The sequence below is a fragment of the Faecalicatena sp. Marseille-Q4148 genome (genome assembly GCA_018228665.1).
Lineage (GTDB): Bacteria > Bacillota > Clostridia > Lachnospirales > Lachnospiraceae > UBA9414.
In genome coordinates this window covers 1161458-1176322 of record CP073692.1, presented here as the reverse complement: position 1 = coordinate 1176322, position 14865 = coordinate 1161458, and the positions used below count along the sequence as shown (strand labels likewise).

Here is a 14865-nt window from a genome sequence, read left to right as displayed (position 1 = left end):
ATGGCGAAAAATTATTCAGAAGATGTTTCCGGAATTAATTGGAAACAGTTCTACAAACAGGTACTTGTGCTGATTATTCCAATGGCACTTCAGAACCTGATCAACGTGGGAGTAACGGCAGCGGATGTATTTATGCTTGGGCTGGTTGGTGAGACAGCTCTTTCAGGTGCATCTCTGGCCGGTCAGATCCAGTTTGTTATGACGCTTGTGTTTATGGGGGTAACGTCCGGCGCGACGGTGCTGACAGCACAATATTGGGGAAAGGGAGATTGCAGAACGATTGAAAAAATACTTGGTATGGCATTTCGGATCGCCTTTCTGGTGGCGTTATTTTTTGCAGCGGCAGCATTTTGTATTCCGGATATGTTAATGCGGATTTATTCTTCTGAACCGGAAGTCATTCAGGAAGGTGTAAAATATTTAAGAATCGTAGGTGTATCGTATCTTCTGATGGCATTTACGCAAATCTATCTGAATATCATGCGAAGTATTGAGAAAGTTGTGATTGCAACGGTTGTATACAGTGTTTCATTACTTGTCAACATTCTCATCAATGCAGTGCTGATTTTTGGACTGTTTGGTATGCCGAAGCTTGGAATCGTGGGTGCTGCGATAGGAACACTGGCGGCCCGTGTTGTGGAAGCGGCAATTGTTTTCTGGTATGCAACTGTGAAAAACAAAATTGTAAAAATACATATAAGAGATCTTTTTACTACAGATAAACTTCTGATGGGAGATTTTCTCATGTATTCGCTTCCGGTAGTGTTAAATGAGCTGATGTGGGGACTTGGCTCTTCAGCAAATACGGCGGTAATCGGTCATTTAGGAAGTGCGGCAGTGGCTGCCAATTCTGTGGCACAGGTAGCGCGGCAGCTTGCGACCGTCGTTGCCTTTGGAATATGCAATGCAACGGCGATCTATCTTGGAAAAACGATTGGAGAACAGCGGTTTGAAGATGCAAAAGTATATGGACGCAAATTTATCAAGTTGAGTCTGATTGCAGGCTGTATTGGCGGAGGTCTGATTCTGATCGCGGCTCCGATCGCCAATGCAGTGATGGCTCTTACACCGGAAGCACAGAGCTATCTAACATTTATGTTCTTTGTAATGTCTTATTTCACAGTGGCGCAGGCATTAAATACAACACTGGTTGTTGGGGTATTTCGCTCCGGAGGGGATACAAAGTTTGGTCTGGCTCTGGATGTTGGAACGATGTGGGGATGCTCTATTTTGCTTGGAGCACTTGCGGCATTTGTATTCCATGCCCCGGTACAGATTGTCTATATGCTTTTAATGAGTGATGAAATCATTAAACTTCCGATTACTTTGAAACGGTTTTACGGTTATAAATGGATTAAAGACGTGACAAGAGATATGAGTACCCTTGAATAGTACGATATAGAGTGATAGAATAATAAAGCATAACAAATTTGAGAGAATATAAAGGAGTGTATGTCATTATGGCAGAAGAAAACAAAAATACATGCAGCAAAGAGAGCTGTGAAGGCTGTGCACATGCGGCAACTTGCAGCAGCAAGAAAACAGATATGCATGAGCCGGCGAACCCACTGTCTCATGTAAAAAAAGTAATTGGTGTTGTGAGCGGTAAAGGCGGTGTCGGTAAATCAATGATTACGGCATCGATTGCCCGCGTACTTGTGAAACAGGGATATAAAGTAGGAATTCTTGATGCAGATATTACAGGTCCGTCGATTCCGAAGATGTATGGAATTCATGGGAAAGCAGTTGGAAGTCAGGATGGTATTTTCCCGATAGAGGCAGAAGACGGAACAAAGATTATGTCTGTGAATCTGCTTTTGGAATCCGAGGAAGATCCGGTAATCTGGAGAGGTCCGATTATTGCAAGTGTTGTAAAGCAATTCTGGTCAGAAGTTATCTGGGGAGAATTAGATTATCTTCTTGTAGATATGCCTCCGGGAACCGGAGACGTTCCGCTGACAGTATTCCAGTCTCTTCCGGTAGACGGAGTAGTGATTGTTACTTCTCCGCAGGATCTTGTCCGTATGATCGTAAAGAAAGCTTATAATATGGCTAAGAAGATGGATATTCCGGTGCTGGGAGTTGTGGAGAATTACAGCTATCTGGAATGCCCGGACTGTAAAAAACGTATCAATGTATTTGGCGAGAGTCATATTGAAGAAGTGGCTGAAGAACTGGAAATTCCGGTGCTTGGTAAGATGCCGATCGATACAAAACTTGCAGAGTATGTGGAGGCAGAACGGTTCTGGCAGGTAGAGAATGAATATCTGGCAGGAGTGGAAGCATATCTGAAATAATATTCCAACAGAATATCGTGAGTATGCAGTGAGAAGCGAATCTCTGCAGCGAAGAGCAAACATCCCTCTTTCTACCATTGCTGGTGGAAGGGGGATGTTTTATTTTGGGCAGAAAAAAAAGAAAAAACGAATATATGTTCGAAAACACTTGCTTTTTTGAATCAGACAGGTTAAAATAAAACAAACAAATGTTCGAAAAGAGGCGTTTTGCATGAAGATAATGGAAAAGATGACAATATATGAAAAGCTGAATATTCTGTCTGATGCAGCCAAGTATGATGTGGCATGTACTTCAAGCGGAAGTGAACGCAGAGGAGATGGGAAAGGCATCGGGAATTGTGTGAAGTCAGGGATCTGCCATAGTTTTTCCGCAGACGGAAGGTGTATTTCGCTTTTGAAGATTCTGTTTACGAATGAATGTATTTTTGATTGTAAGTATTGTATTAACCGCTCTTCGAATGATGTGATTCGAGCTTCGTTTACTCCGGAGGAAGTATGCCGTCTGACGATAGAGTTTTATCGGAGAAACTATATTGAAGGTCTGTTTTTAAGTTCCGGAGTGATAGAAAGTCCCAATCATACGATGGAACTGCTCTATGCAACACTTTTAAAATTGCGCAGAGAATATCATTTTCAAGGATATATTCATGTGAAAGCGATTCCGGGAGCAGATCCGGAACTGATCCGCAGAACTGGTTTTTTGGCAGACCGCATGAGTGTGAATTTAGAACTGCCGACGGCAGAGGGGCTGAGAAAGCTTGCACCGCATAAGTCTCGAAAGAATATTTTGACACCAATGCGGCTTGTGCAGAATCAGATGGAGGAGAATCGTCAGGAACTCATGGCATTTCGACATGCCCCTGAATTTGTTCCGGCGGGACAGAGTACCCAGATGATTATCGGAGCAACTCCGGAGACGGATTTTCAGATTCTCCATGTTGCAGAATCATTATATCGGAAGTTTCAGTTAAAAAGAGTATTTTATTCTGCTTTTGTCCATGTGAATGATGACGCGGCGCTTCCGGCGAGATGTGACGAAGGTCCTCCGCTTTTGCGGGAACACAGATTATATCAGGCGGACTGGCTTCTGCGCTATTATGGTTTTGAGGCAGATGAACTTCTGACAGAATCAAATCCTAATTTCAATGCGCTGTTTGATCCGAAGTGTGACTGGGCGCTCAGGCATTTGGAGTACTTTCCGCTGGAGATTAACCTGGCTCCCTACGATGCACTTTTGCGGGTTCCGGGAATTGGTTATAAGTCAGCGGGACGGATTGTCCGTGCGAGAAGGCTTGGAAAGATTCAGTTTGAAGATTTGAAGAAGATGGGAGTCGTGTTAAGGAGAGCAATCTATTTTATTACCTGTTCCGGTAAGATGATGTATCCGATAAAGTTTGAAGAAGATGCGATCACAAGGAATTTGCTCAGTACGAAAGAGAAACTGCCAAGAGAGATTAGGGAGATGAACTACCGACAGCTCACCTTATTTGATGATGTGACATTTCATAGTGCGGCAGGAGGATTGAGATGATAAAAAGGATTTATCTTTGTGAAGACAATGTGACTGGCTTATTTTCAGCGCTCTATGATGCGTGGCGGGAAGGGAGAACTCAGGAGAATGCAGGAATTGCTCTGAAAGGATTTGTAGAACAGGAGCTGTTTTGTGAATATGTGGAAAGCTGTCCCGCCGAACGAAAGGCGCGAGCAATAACGCAGATGATCCGAAAGCATCTTGGGCAGGAAGCCTGTCGAGCCATTTATTATGCGGCTTTATCGTGCAGCAAGGAAAAGGGAACGGCAATTTGGCAAACGCTGCAGGAAGCCCGCAGGATACAAGACAGCAGAAAGATTATGGCGCATTTGAGCCATCCGGGAGTGGAGAAAGTATTTGAATTGAGCCGCAGTGTGGGGAATGAAGCGCATATTTTTCTGGAATTTGTCAGATTCCGGGAATTGCAGAATCATGTTCTGTATGCAAGAATAGAGCCAAAGAATCAGATTCTGACATGTATTGCAGATCATTTTGCAGACAGGCTTCCATTGGAGAACTGGATGATCTATGATGAGACACACCGGATGTTTCTTGTACACCGGAGTCAGAAAAACTGGTTTTTGCTTCACGGGGCAGAGGCAGACGAGGAAACGCTGAGAAAGTATTCAGGAGAAGAGAGAGAATATGAACGACTATGGAAAGGATTTTGTGAGAATATTGCTATTTTGGAACGAAGGAATCAAGGACTGCAGCAACAGCATTTGCCATTAAAATATCGAAAGAACATTGTAGAATTTGGTGAAAAATATAGTTGACATTCCAATTCCGGCATGGGATAATACATCGGTGGTAAGAAATGCCGTATCAATAGAAAGGCCATGAAAGGAGCAGGCAGTATGGATATCAAGAAACGGATCAGACTGACACCGAATGACGTGGACGAATTTGTTAAAGCGGCTGGTCAGTGTGATTTTGACGTCGATGTATTTTATAACAGAGTGATTATTGATGCCAAATCAATTCTGGGTGTATTGAGCTTAGACTTAAATCAGACGCTCACTGTAAGATATGGTGAGAAGAATGAACTGTTTGAAGAAACACTTCAGAAGTTCAGTGTGGCATAAATAAACAAAAAGCTGCTGCAGGGATTGAATTCCTGCAGCAGTTTTTGTTATGATGATTTTGAAAAAATTTGTGAGATTGTAACTCAAAAGAATAAAAGATTTGGGATTGGTGGTAAAAGGAAGATGGAGTGTCCAATCGTTAAGATTTCTGTGAGAAATCTTGTGGAATTTATTCTGCGAAGCGGAGACATTGACAATCGAATAGGGAAAATGGCAGATAAAGATGCAATGCAGCTTGGAAGCAAGATCCACAGAAAGATTCAAAGACAAATGGGGGCAGATTACCATGCAGAAGTTTCTTTGAAATATCAAATACCTTACGAAAGCTGTATTCTTCAGATTGAGGGGCGGGCAGATGGAATCATAATTGACGAAAATCAAGTTGTGATTGATGAAATTAAAGGGATACTTGGAGAGCTGGAACGATTGGAGGAACCGAAGGAAGTACATCTGGCTCAGGCAAAATGCTATGCCTGTATATACGGCTTGCAGGAAGGTCTGGAAGAGATTGGCGTACAGATGACCTATTGTCAGATGGAGACGGAGGAAATCCGGCGGTTTCAATATACTTATCCTGTTCAGAAGCTGGCGGTATGGTTTTCGGACATTGCAGATCAATATCAGAAATGGGCAAAATTTCAGATAGACTGGAGAGAAAAGCGCAATACTTCGATTCGGACAATTGAATTTCCGTTTGTATACCGGGAAGGGCAGCGGGAGCTTGTGCGGGATGTCTATCGCACAATCCTGCGAAAAAAACAATTATTCATCCAGGCGCCGACCGGAGTGGGAAAGACGATGGCAACAGTCTTTCCGGCAGTGAAAGCAATCGGAGAAGGTTTGGGAGAGAAATTATTCTATTTGACTGCCAAGACGATTACCCGTACTGTGGCAGAAAATGCGTTTCAGACATTAAAGCAGCAGGGGTTGAATATGAAGGTTATAACATTGACGGCAAAGGAGAAAATCTGTTTTTGTGAAACAATGGAATGTAATCCGGAGGCTTGCCCGTATGCAAAAGGGCATTTTGACCGTGTCAATGATGCTGTATTTGAACTCCTGAATGAGACTGGGGAAATGACGAGAGAAGCGCTTGAGAGACAGGCGAGGAAACATCAGGTATGTCCATTTGAGATGTCGCTTGATGCAGCATCCTGGGTAGACGCGGTTATTTGCGATTATAATTATGTTTTTGATCCAACGGCGCATTTGAAACGATTTTTTTCAGAAGGCGGCAGTGGAGAGTACTTATTTCTGATTGATGAAGCCCATAATCTTGTGGAGCGGGCGAGGGAGATGTACAGCGCTGTATTGTATAAGGAAGATGTGTTGGAAGCAAAAAGGCTTGCACGTTATGAGGCGCCGAAACTTGTGAAGAAGCTTGATCTTTGCAACCGTCAGCTTTTGGAGATGAAACGGGAATGTGAATCTTATCAGGTGCATCAAAGCGTTTCTCATATTTATCTGTCAGCGATGAATATTATGGCCGAGTTGGAGAAAATTATGGAGAACCCGGAAAAAGGGAAGCTCAGAGAAGACTTGTTGGATTTTTACTTTCAGATCAGAATGTTCGTAAGCATTTATGATCAGATGGATGAACATTATGTGATCTATACAGAGATGGAGGAGGACGGAAGATTCAAACTGAAATTATTTTGTGTGAATCCGGCTGTGAATTTGAAGACGTATCTGGAACAAGGGAATAGTACGATTTTCTTTTCGGCAACATTGCTTCCGATTCAATATTACAAAAAACTGCTTAGCACAAATGAGAATGATTATGCGATTTATGCAGAGTCTCCGTTTGATGAAAGAAAGCGCCTGCTGCTCATTGGAGCAGATGTGAGTACAAAATATACATTGCGGGGATTGGAAATGTATCGGAGGATTGCAAAGTATCTTTTAGAAATATTGGATACAAAGCATGGAAATTATCTTGTCTTTTTTCCGTCATATCGTATGTTGGAAGAAGTGTATGATGAATTTGTTACACTGCAAAAAGAGAGAATGAAAGAGACCGGGAGAGAAGAAGTGGAAATACTTCGTCAGAAGCCGGGGATGGGAGAAGAAGAACGAGAAGCATTTTTAGAAAGTTTTGAAAAAAAGAGAAAAGGGAGTGTGCTTGGATTTTCTGTGCTGGGTGGAATCTTTTCGGAAGGGATCGATCTATCCAGAGAACGGCTGATCGGGGCAGTTATTGTGGGAACAGGACTTCCGCAAGTGTGTCCGGAGCGTGAAATTCTGAGACAGTATTTTGATGTGAATCAGCTGCCCGGGTTTGATTATGCTTATCTTTATCCGGGGATGAATAAGGTGCTGCAGGCAGCGGGACGTGTGATTCGTACGGATGAAGATGAAGGGATCATTCTTTTGCTGGATGACAGGTTCCAGAGCAGGCAGTATGCCGCTGTATTTCCGAGAGAATGGAAACAGAGGGAATACTGCACATTAGAGACGGTGGAAGAACACATCGAAAAATTCTGGAACCATGTTATTTAGGAAAGTTCCTCAAAATAAGACATAAAATGTGCGGCTGCCTTTGAAACAGGCACATGTTCATTGTAAGCGATGACAAGTTCCCGGGAAGGAAGAGATTCTTCTGTATCTAAAATAAAGAGTTCTTTAGAGTCTTGGGGTACACAGAAATCTGGGACAAAAGCAATCCCAAGACCGATGCGTGCAAGATCAATGAGCAGATCATTGCTGCTTAATTCTGCTTCCGGAACAAGATCCAGTTGGCGCTGTTGGAACAGATTATGTAGGAATTCGCTGGTGGTACTCTGTTTATCCAGCATTAATAATGGATATTTTAGAAGTTCAGCAAAACTAACCCGGCGGTTTTTCAGTTCAAGAAAGGCGTGGCTGGCAATAAACACATCCTGAAAGCGTTTAATCTTTTTGATAGAATATAAATTTGTCAGGGCCGTATTCGGATAGTTTGTAACGATGAAGTCTGCCTGACCGGTTTCCAGAAGTTCTACACAGCGGATAGAAGTCTGGTTTGTTACCTTTATATGTGCGTTTGGAAATTCCTTATGGAATTGCTTTAAATAGGGTACGAGGAAATAGCGGCAGATGGTATCACTGGCACCGATACGGATCTGTCCTCCGGTAAAGGCAGTGTCAGTGAGCTGTGCTTCTCCGCGGCGAATCAGATTCATAGCCGGTTCGATATGGCGGAGAAGGATCTCGCCTTCCGGCGTAAGACGCACTTTTTTGGTACTTCGGATGAACAGAGGCTGATCCAGTTTTTTTTCCAATGTTTTAATGGACTGACTGACTGCGGACTGGGATATAAAAAGCTGTTTTGATGCTTCTGAGAAGCTTAGTGTTGTTGCAACGTAATAGAATACTTTATATAATTCATAGTTAATATCCATTATTAGTTCTCCTTATAAATATTACTGATATTATAGGAGAAAACTTACAAAAAAACAATATCCCTATGAGAATTTCCTGTTTTCCTTTTGAGAAAGCACTTCTTAAGTAACTTTCTGTTTTCAATAAGAAGGGGAATATGATAAGATAGATCATAAGGAGAGGAGAAAGGATCGATATATGAGTCAGAGAAAGAGATGGATTTATGAGATAGCAGCAGTGGCAGGAGCGTTGCTGATTATTTTCGCAGGAGTTCTTGCAAGTTTTGATATTGCAGTTTATGGTGATCCGAAATACCGTTTTTATGAAAAAGAATATATAAAATATCAGGTAACCGAACCATTGGAAATGGAACTGGAAGATGTCATGCATGTGACAAAATATATGATGTCATATTTGCGTGGTCAGGAGCAGGAACTATCAATTGTAACGACCGTAGAGGGAAAGAAACAGGATTTTTTCAATGAGCAGGATCGATTTCATATGGAAGAGGTAAAAGGACTATTTCTTGGAGGCCTGAAGCTGATGAGGATCTCATTTGTAATTGGGCTTGTCCTTTTGGGTTGGATCGGATGGAAGACGGAGCGAAGGTATGGGATTGTATCGAAAGCAGTTTTGATTGCGCTCGGGCTCTTTGCGGCAGCAGCGATTCTTCTCGGCAGTTTTTGTTATGTGAATTTTACGAAAATTTTTGAAATCTTTCATGAAATCTTTTTTGATAATGATCTCTGGCTGTTTGATCCGGCAACAGATTATATGATACGGATGCTGCCGGAAGGCTTTTTCTTCGATATGGTTGTTCGAATCGGCGGATGCTTTGGAATATTTTTTGTGCTGCTTCTTTTGGGAGCGGTTGTGCGAAGATATTTTTATAGAAGGACAATAAGAAAAGAATAAGTTGTACTTATAAGAAAGTTTAGATATATTAATTATACTAATCAAGAGAAATATGATAGAATGAAAGCAAAGTAGAAGTAATTTGCAGCAATGTAATGACACGAATAGATCAAAGGAGGACTATATGAACGGCGTAAGAAGAGTTTATGTGGAAAAGAAACCGGAGTTTGCTGTACAGGCAAAAGAACTGAATCAGGAGATCAAGAGCTATCTTGGAATCCGCACAGTAAAAAATGTGCGTGTCCTGAATCGCTACGATGTAGAGAATCTTTCAGACGAAACATTTGAACGTGCCTGCAATGGTATTTTTGCAGAACCGCCTGTGGACATCTTGTATCTGGAGGAATTTCCGGCAGCAGAAGGAAGCAGCGTTTTTTCAGTGGAATATCTTCCGGGACAGTTTGACCAGAGAGCAGATTCTGCAGTACAGTGTGTACAGTTTATTAAAGAAGATGAACAGCCGGTTATCAAGACAGCAACAACGTATGTGATTGAAGGTGAAATAACAGCAGAAGAGATGGCAGCAATTAAAGATCACTGCATTAATCCGGTAGATTCAAGAGAGACAGGCATGGAGAAACCGGAAACACTTGTAACGGTATACGATGAACCGGCAGATGTTAAGATCTTTGACGGTTTTAAAGATATGCCGGAGGAAGAATTAAAAGAGTTATATAGTTCTCTTGGACTTGCAATGACATTTAAAGATTTCCAGCATATCCAGAGATATTTCAAATCAGAAGAAGACAGAGATTCGTCTATGACAGAGATCCGTGTACTTGATACATACTGGTCTGATCATTGCCGTCATACAACATTTTCTACAGAATTAACAGATGTAACTTTTGGAGAGGGAGACTATAAAACTCCGATTGAAGATACATACCGTCGTTATCTTGCAGATCACAGTGAGATTTTCAAAGGACGTGAAGATAAATTTGTATGTCTGATGGATCTGGCACTGATGGCAATGCGCAAATTAAAAAAAGAAGGAAAATTAGAAGACCAGGAAGAATCAGAAGAAATCAACGCCTGCAGTATCGTTGTGCCGGTTGAGGTAGATGGTGTAGAAGAAGAGTGGCTTGTAAACTTTAAAAATGAGACACATAACCATCCGACAGAGATTGAACCGTTTGGTGGAGCTGCCACATGTCTTGGCGGTGCAATCCGTGACCCGTTATCAGGACGTACTTATGTATACCAGGCGATGCGTGTAACAGGTGCAGCAGATCCAACAGTCTCTGTAAAGGAGACGCTGAAGGGAAAACTTCCTCAGAAGAAGCTCGTTCGAGGCGCTGCACACGGCTATAGTTCTTATGGTAATCAGATCGGACTTGCAACAGGTATGGTAAAAGAAATCTACCATCCGGATTATGTTGCAAAACGTATGGAAATCGGTGCGGTTATGGGTGCTGCTCCGAGACGTGCGGTTATCCGTGAGACATCCGATCCGGGAGATATCATTATTCTTTTAGGAGGACGTACCGGACGTGATGGCTGCGGCGGTGCTACAGGTTCTTCAAAAGTACATACGGAAGAGTCTATTGAGACTTGCGGTGCAGAAGTGCAGAAAGGAAACGCTCCGACAGAACGTAAGATTCAGAGAATGTTCCGTCGTGAAGAAGTCAGCAAATTGATCAAGAAATGTAATGACTTTGGAGCAGGCGGTGTATCTGTAGCAATCGGAGAATTAGCTGCCGGTCTGAAAGTAGATCTGGATAAGGTTCCGAAGAAATACGCAGGGCTTGACGGAACAGAAATTGCAATCTCTGAGTCTCAGGAACGTATGGCTGTTGTTGTGGATCCAAAAGATGTTGCGGAATTTCTCGGATATGCAAAAGAAGAAAACCTCGAAGCAGTAGAAGTAGCAGTTGTAACAGAAGAGCCGCGTCTTGTACTGAATTGGAGAGGAAAAGATATTGTTAATATTTCCCGTGCATTCCTTGATACGAACGGTGCGCATCAGGAGACCAAAGTAGAAGTAGAAATTCCAAATAGAGAGAATTGTCCGCTTGTGAAGTCAGAAATTGCTGATGTAAAGGCAAAATGGCTTGAAACATTAAGCGATCTTAATGTCTGCTCACAAAAAGGACTTGTGGAGATGTTTGACGGTTCTATTGGAGCAGGAAGTGTATTCATGCCTCACGGTGGAAAATACCAGCAGACAGAAACACAGAGTATGGTAGCAAAACTTCCGGTATTAACAGGAAAATGCGATACGGTTACAATGATGAGTTTTGGATTTGATCCGTATTTGTCAAGTTGGAGTCCATATCATGGAGCTGTTTATGCAGTAACAGAATCTATTGCAAAGATTGTTGCCAACGGCGGCGATTTTAGTAAGATCCGTTTTACTTTCCAGGAATACTTCCGCCGTATGACAGAAGATCCAAAGAGATGGAGTCAGCCTTTTGTGGCATTGCTTGGAGCATATGATGCACAGCTTGGATTTGGTCTTCCGTCCATCGGAGGAAAAGACAGTATGTCAGGAACATTCCAGGATATTGATGTTCCTCCGACACTTGTTTCATTTGCAGTAGACGTTGCAAAAGAAAAAGATATTATTACTCCGGAATTAAAGAAGGCAGGCAATAAGCTTGTATGGCTTCGAATCGAGAAAAATGATTATGATCTTCCGGTATATGCATCTGTTATGGATCAGTATGGAAAATTCCGTGCAGATATTCAGGCAGGAAATATTGTTTCTGCATATGCATTGGATCGTCATGGCGTAATTCCGGCTGTCAGCAAGATGGCATTTGGTAACGGCTTTGGTGTGAAGATTGAGCATAACATGGATGCACGCGAACTGTTTGCACCTGCATTTGGCGATCTTGTAGCAGAAGTTCCGGCAGAATGTGTAGAAAAACTTGCAATTACATATACTGTGATCGGTGAAGTACTTGCAGAACCGAAATTTACATATGCTGACACAGAGATTTCTCTGAAAGAAGCGGTTGAGACATGGAAAGCTCCGCTTGAAAAGGTATTTGCAACAGTTTCTGATGAAAATAGCGATGAGCCGGTAGAAAGCAAATTGTACGATACAAAAGACATTCACATCTGTACACATAAGATTGCACAGCCGACAGTATTTATTCCGGTATTTCCGGGAACAAACTGTGAGTATGACAGTGCAAGAGCATTTGAGCGTGCAGGTGCTAAAGCGAATGTAAAAGTATTTAGAAATATGGATGCAGAAGATATTCGTGACTCTGTAGCAGAATTTGAAAAGGCGATTGCCCAGGCACAGATTATTATGTTCCCTGGCGGATTCTCAGCAGGAGATGAACCGGATGGTTCTGCGAAGTTCTTTGCAACCGCATTCCAGAATGCGAAGCTGAAAGAAGCAGTGCAGAAATTGTTAAATGAGCGTGACGGACTTGTACTTGGTATCTGTAATGGTTTCCAGACACTTGTAAAACTGGGACTTGTACCGCACGGAGATATTGTAGGTCAGACACCGGATTCTCCGACACTGACATATAATACGATTGGACGCCATATTTCTAAGATGGTATATACAAAGGTAGTTACAAACAAATCCCCATGGCTTGCGCAGGCACAGCTTGGCGGTGTTTATGTAAATCCTGCATCACATGGAGAAGGTCGGTTCGTTGCCAGCAAGGAGTGGCTTGATAAGCTGTTTGCAAATGGTCAGGTAGCAACACAGTATTGTGATCTGGATGGAAATGTAAGCATGAATGAAGAGTGGAATGTAAACGGCTCTTATATGGCAATTGAAGGTATTACAAGTCCGGATGGACGTGTGCTTGGTAAGATGGCACACTCAGAAAGAAGAGCAGACGCTGTTGCAATGAATATTTATGGAGAACAGGATCTGAGAATCTTTGAATCAGGAGTTGCATATTTCAAATAAGTTCTCTTTGGCGCCGTGAGAGTGGCAGACGAGGACAAAAGATAAAAGGAATGAGAAAAGAGAGCAGACAGTACCGTTTGGTATTGTCTGCTTTCGCAGTTTTTGAAGAAAAATGAAAATGACATAAAATTAACAAGGAAATGAAAGATTAATAGAATCAAATTTCATAATTTAAAATAAATATAAAAAAATAATTGTTATAAGTGTAAAAAATGAAATAGAGTGCGCTCTAATATTCATAAAAATGGTAAAAATGATAAAAATAACTTGACAGAATGATAAAAAAGAATTAAAGTGAGAACATGAAAAAAAGGAGATGTCCATTTCCTGGAAGATAAAGTGAAGAGAAAGATTCAGGAGGAAGAAGATATGTCATATGTAGATGAAGTCATGAAACTTGTGATAGAAAAGAATCCGGCACAGCCGGAATTTCATCAGGCAGTGCAGGAAGTGCTGGAATCGCTGCGGATAGTAATTGAGGCCAATGAAGAGAATTATCGAAAAGAAGCTCTATTAGAACGGCTTGTGGAGCCGGAACGGCAGATCATGTTCCGGGTACCGTGGGTGGATGACGCAGGTCAGGTGCATGTAAACACAGGATACCGCGTGCAGTTTAACAGCGCGATTGGACCGTATAAGGGAGGAATTCGTCTTCATCCGTCTGTGAATCTTGGAATTATTAAATTTCTTGGGTTTGAGCAGGTTTTTAAAAACTCTCTGACAGGTCTGCCGATTGGCGGAGGAAAAGGCGGATCAGATTTTGATCCAAAGGGGAAATCAGACAGAGAAATTATGGCTTTCTGCCAGAGTTTTATGACAGAACTCTACAGACATATCGGGGCAGATACAGATGTGCCGGCTGGCGATGTTGGAACAGGCGCAAGAGAAATCGGATATATGTATGGACAGTATAAGAGAATCCGGGGAGTTTATGAAGGAGTTCTAACCGGAAAGGGATTAAGCTACGGAGGCTCTCTGGCACGGAAGGAAGCGACCGGATATGGACTTTTGTATTTGACAGAAGAGATGCTTAAATTGAACGGAATGTCACTGGAAGGGAAGACAGTTGCTGTATCCGGTTCCGGAAATGTGGCTATTTATGCGATTGAAAAAGCACAGCAGCTCGGTGCAAAAGTAGTAACGGCAAGTGATTCTACTGGCTGGGTGTATGATCCGGAAGGAATGGATCTGGCAGCACTGAAGGAGATTAAGGAAGTGAAGCGCGGCCGTATAGCGGAATATCAGAACTACCGGCCGAATTCCGAATACCATGAGGGAAGAGGCGTATGGAGTGTGAAAGTAGATATTGCACTTCCGTGTGCGATTCAGAATGAGCTTTTCCTGGAAGATGCGAAGATGCTTGCAGCGAATGGATGCATTGCAGTTGCAGAAGGAGCAAATATGCCGACAACACTGGAAGCAACCGAGTACCTTCAAGAGCATGGAGTATTATTTGCACCGGGGAAGGCAGCGAATGCCGGAGGAGTGGCTACTTCTGCTCTGGAAATGTCTCAGAACAGTGAGCGTCTGAGTTGGACATTTGAGGAAGTGGATGAGAAACTGCATCAGATTATGGTTGATATTTGTCATCGGATGGCAGATGCGGCTGAGCGTTACGGCGTGAAAGGAAACTATGTAGTAGGAGCGAATATTGCAGGATTCGAGAAAGTGGCAGATGCCATGAACGCGCAGGGGATTTGTTAATAGCGGGAATTTCATTTATAAAGATATGTGTGTGACGATAAAAGACGGAAGCAATTTCGTCTTTTATTTATGAAAATGCAAAAAATGTAAAAA

Annotated in this window: 10 protein-coding genes; 9 read left to right on the top strand and 1 reads right to left on the bottom strand. The window is 42.4% G+C overall.

What is annotated here, in order from left to right:
- From KFE17_05625 to KFE17_05600, 6 genes are all read left to right on the top strand, one after another.
- Positions 1-1392, top strand: coding sequence for an MATE family efflux transporter (locus KFE17_05625; GenBank protein ID QUO33220.1), 1392 nt, complete (start codon positions 1-3; stop codon positions 1390-1392).
- Between the two features lie 68 nt (positions 1393-1460).
- Positions 1461-2297, top strand: a complete 837-nt coding sequence (locus tag KFE17_05620; protein ID QUO33219.1) for an Mrp/NBP35 family ATP-binding protein — start codon at positions 1461-1463, stop codon at positions 2295-2297.
- 211 nt (positions 2298-2508) lie between these two features.
- Positions 2509-3828, top strand: coding sequence for a putative DNA modification/repair radical SAM protein (locus KFE17_05615; GenBank protein QUO33218.1), 1320 nt, complete (start codon positions 2509-2511; stop codon positions 3826-3828).
- On the top strand, positions 3828-4604 hold the full coding sequence (locus tag KFE17_05610; GenBank protein QUO33629.1) for a TIGR03915 family putative DNA repair protein: 777 nt from the start codon (positions 3828-3830) through the stop codon (positions 4602-4604). Before KFE17_05615 ends, KFE17_05610 begins: the two co-directional genes overlap by 1 nt.
- An 81-nt stretch (positions 4605-4685) precedes the next feature.
- On the top strand, positions 4686-4913 hold the full coding sequence (locus tag KFE17_05605; GenBank protein QUO33217.1) for an HPr family phosphocarrier protein: 228 nt from the start codon (positions 4686-4688) through the stop codon (positions 4911-4913).
- A 123-nt stretch (positions 4914-5036) separates the two neighbouring features.
- Positions 5037-7412: an ATP-dependent DNA helicase gene (locus KFE17_05600; protein QUO33216.1), complete on the top strand. Its 2376-nt coding sequence runs from the start codon at positions 5037-5039 to the stop codon at positions 7410-7412.
- Here the strand turns inward: KFE17_05600 and KFE17_05595 are convergent.
- Positions 7409-8293, bottom strand: coding sequence for a LysR family transcriptional regulator (locus tag KFE17_05595; protein QUO33215.1), 885 nt, complete (start codon positions 8291-8293; stop codon positions 7409-7411). The genes KFE17_05600 and KFE17_05595 overlap by 4 nt on opposite strands.
- A gap of 178 nt (positions 8294-8471) precedes the next feature.
- On the opposite strand from KFE17_05595, the gene KFE17_05590 reads away from it, so the two are divergent.
- The 3 genes from KFE17_05590 (at position 8472) to gdhA (ending at position 14772) form a co-directional block, all read left to right on the top strand.
- Positions 8472-9188, top strand: coding sequence for a TIGR01906 family membrane protein (locus KFE17_05590; GenBank protein ID QUO33214.1), 717 nt, complete (start codon positions 8472-8474; stop codon positions 9186-9188).
- Positions 9189-9312: 124 nt separating this feature from the next.
- Positions 9313-13068, top strand: a complete 3756-nt coding sequence (locus tag KFE17_05585) for a phosphoribosylformylglycinamidine synthase (GenBank protein ID QUO33213.1) — start codon at positions 9313-9315, stop codon at positions 13066-13068.
- Positions 13069-13437: 369 nt separating this feature from the next.
- A complete protein-coding gene (gdhA, locus tag KFE17_05580) occupies positions 13438-14772 on the top strand; it encodes an NADP-specific glutamate dehydrogenase (GenBank protein QUO33212.1) in 1335 nt (444 codons plus the stop codon).
- Positions 14773-14865 lie beyond the last annotated feature (93 nt).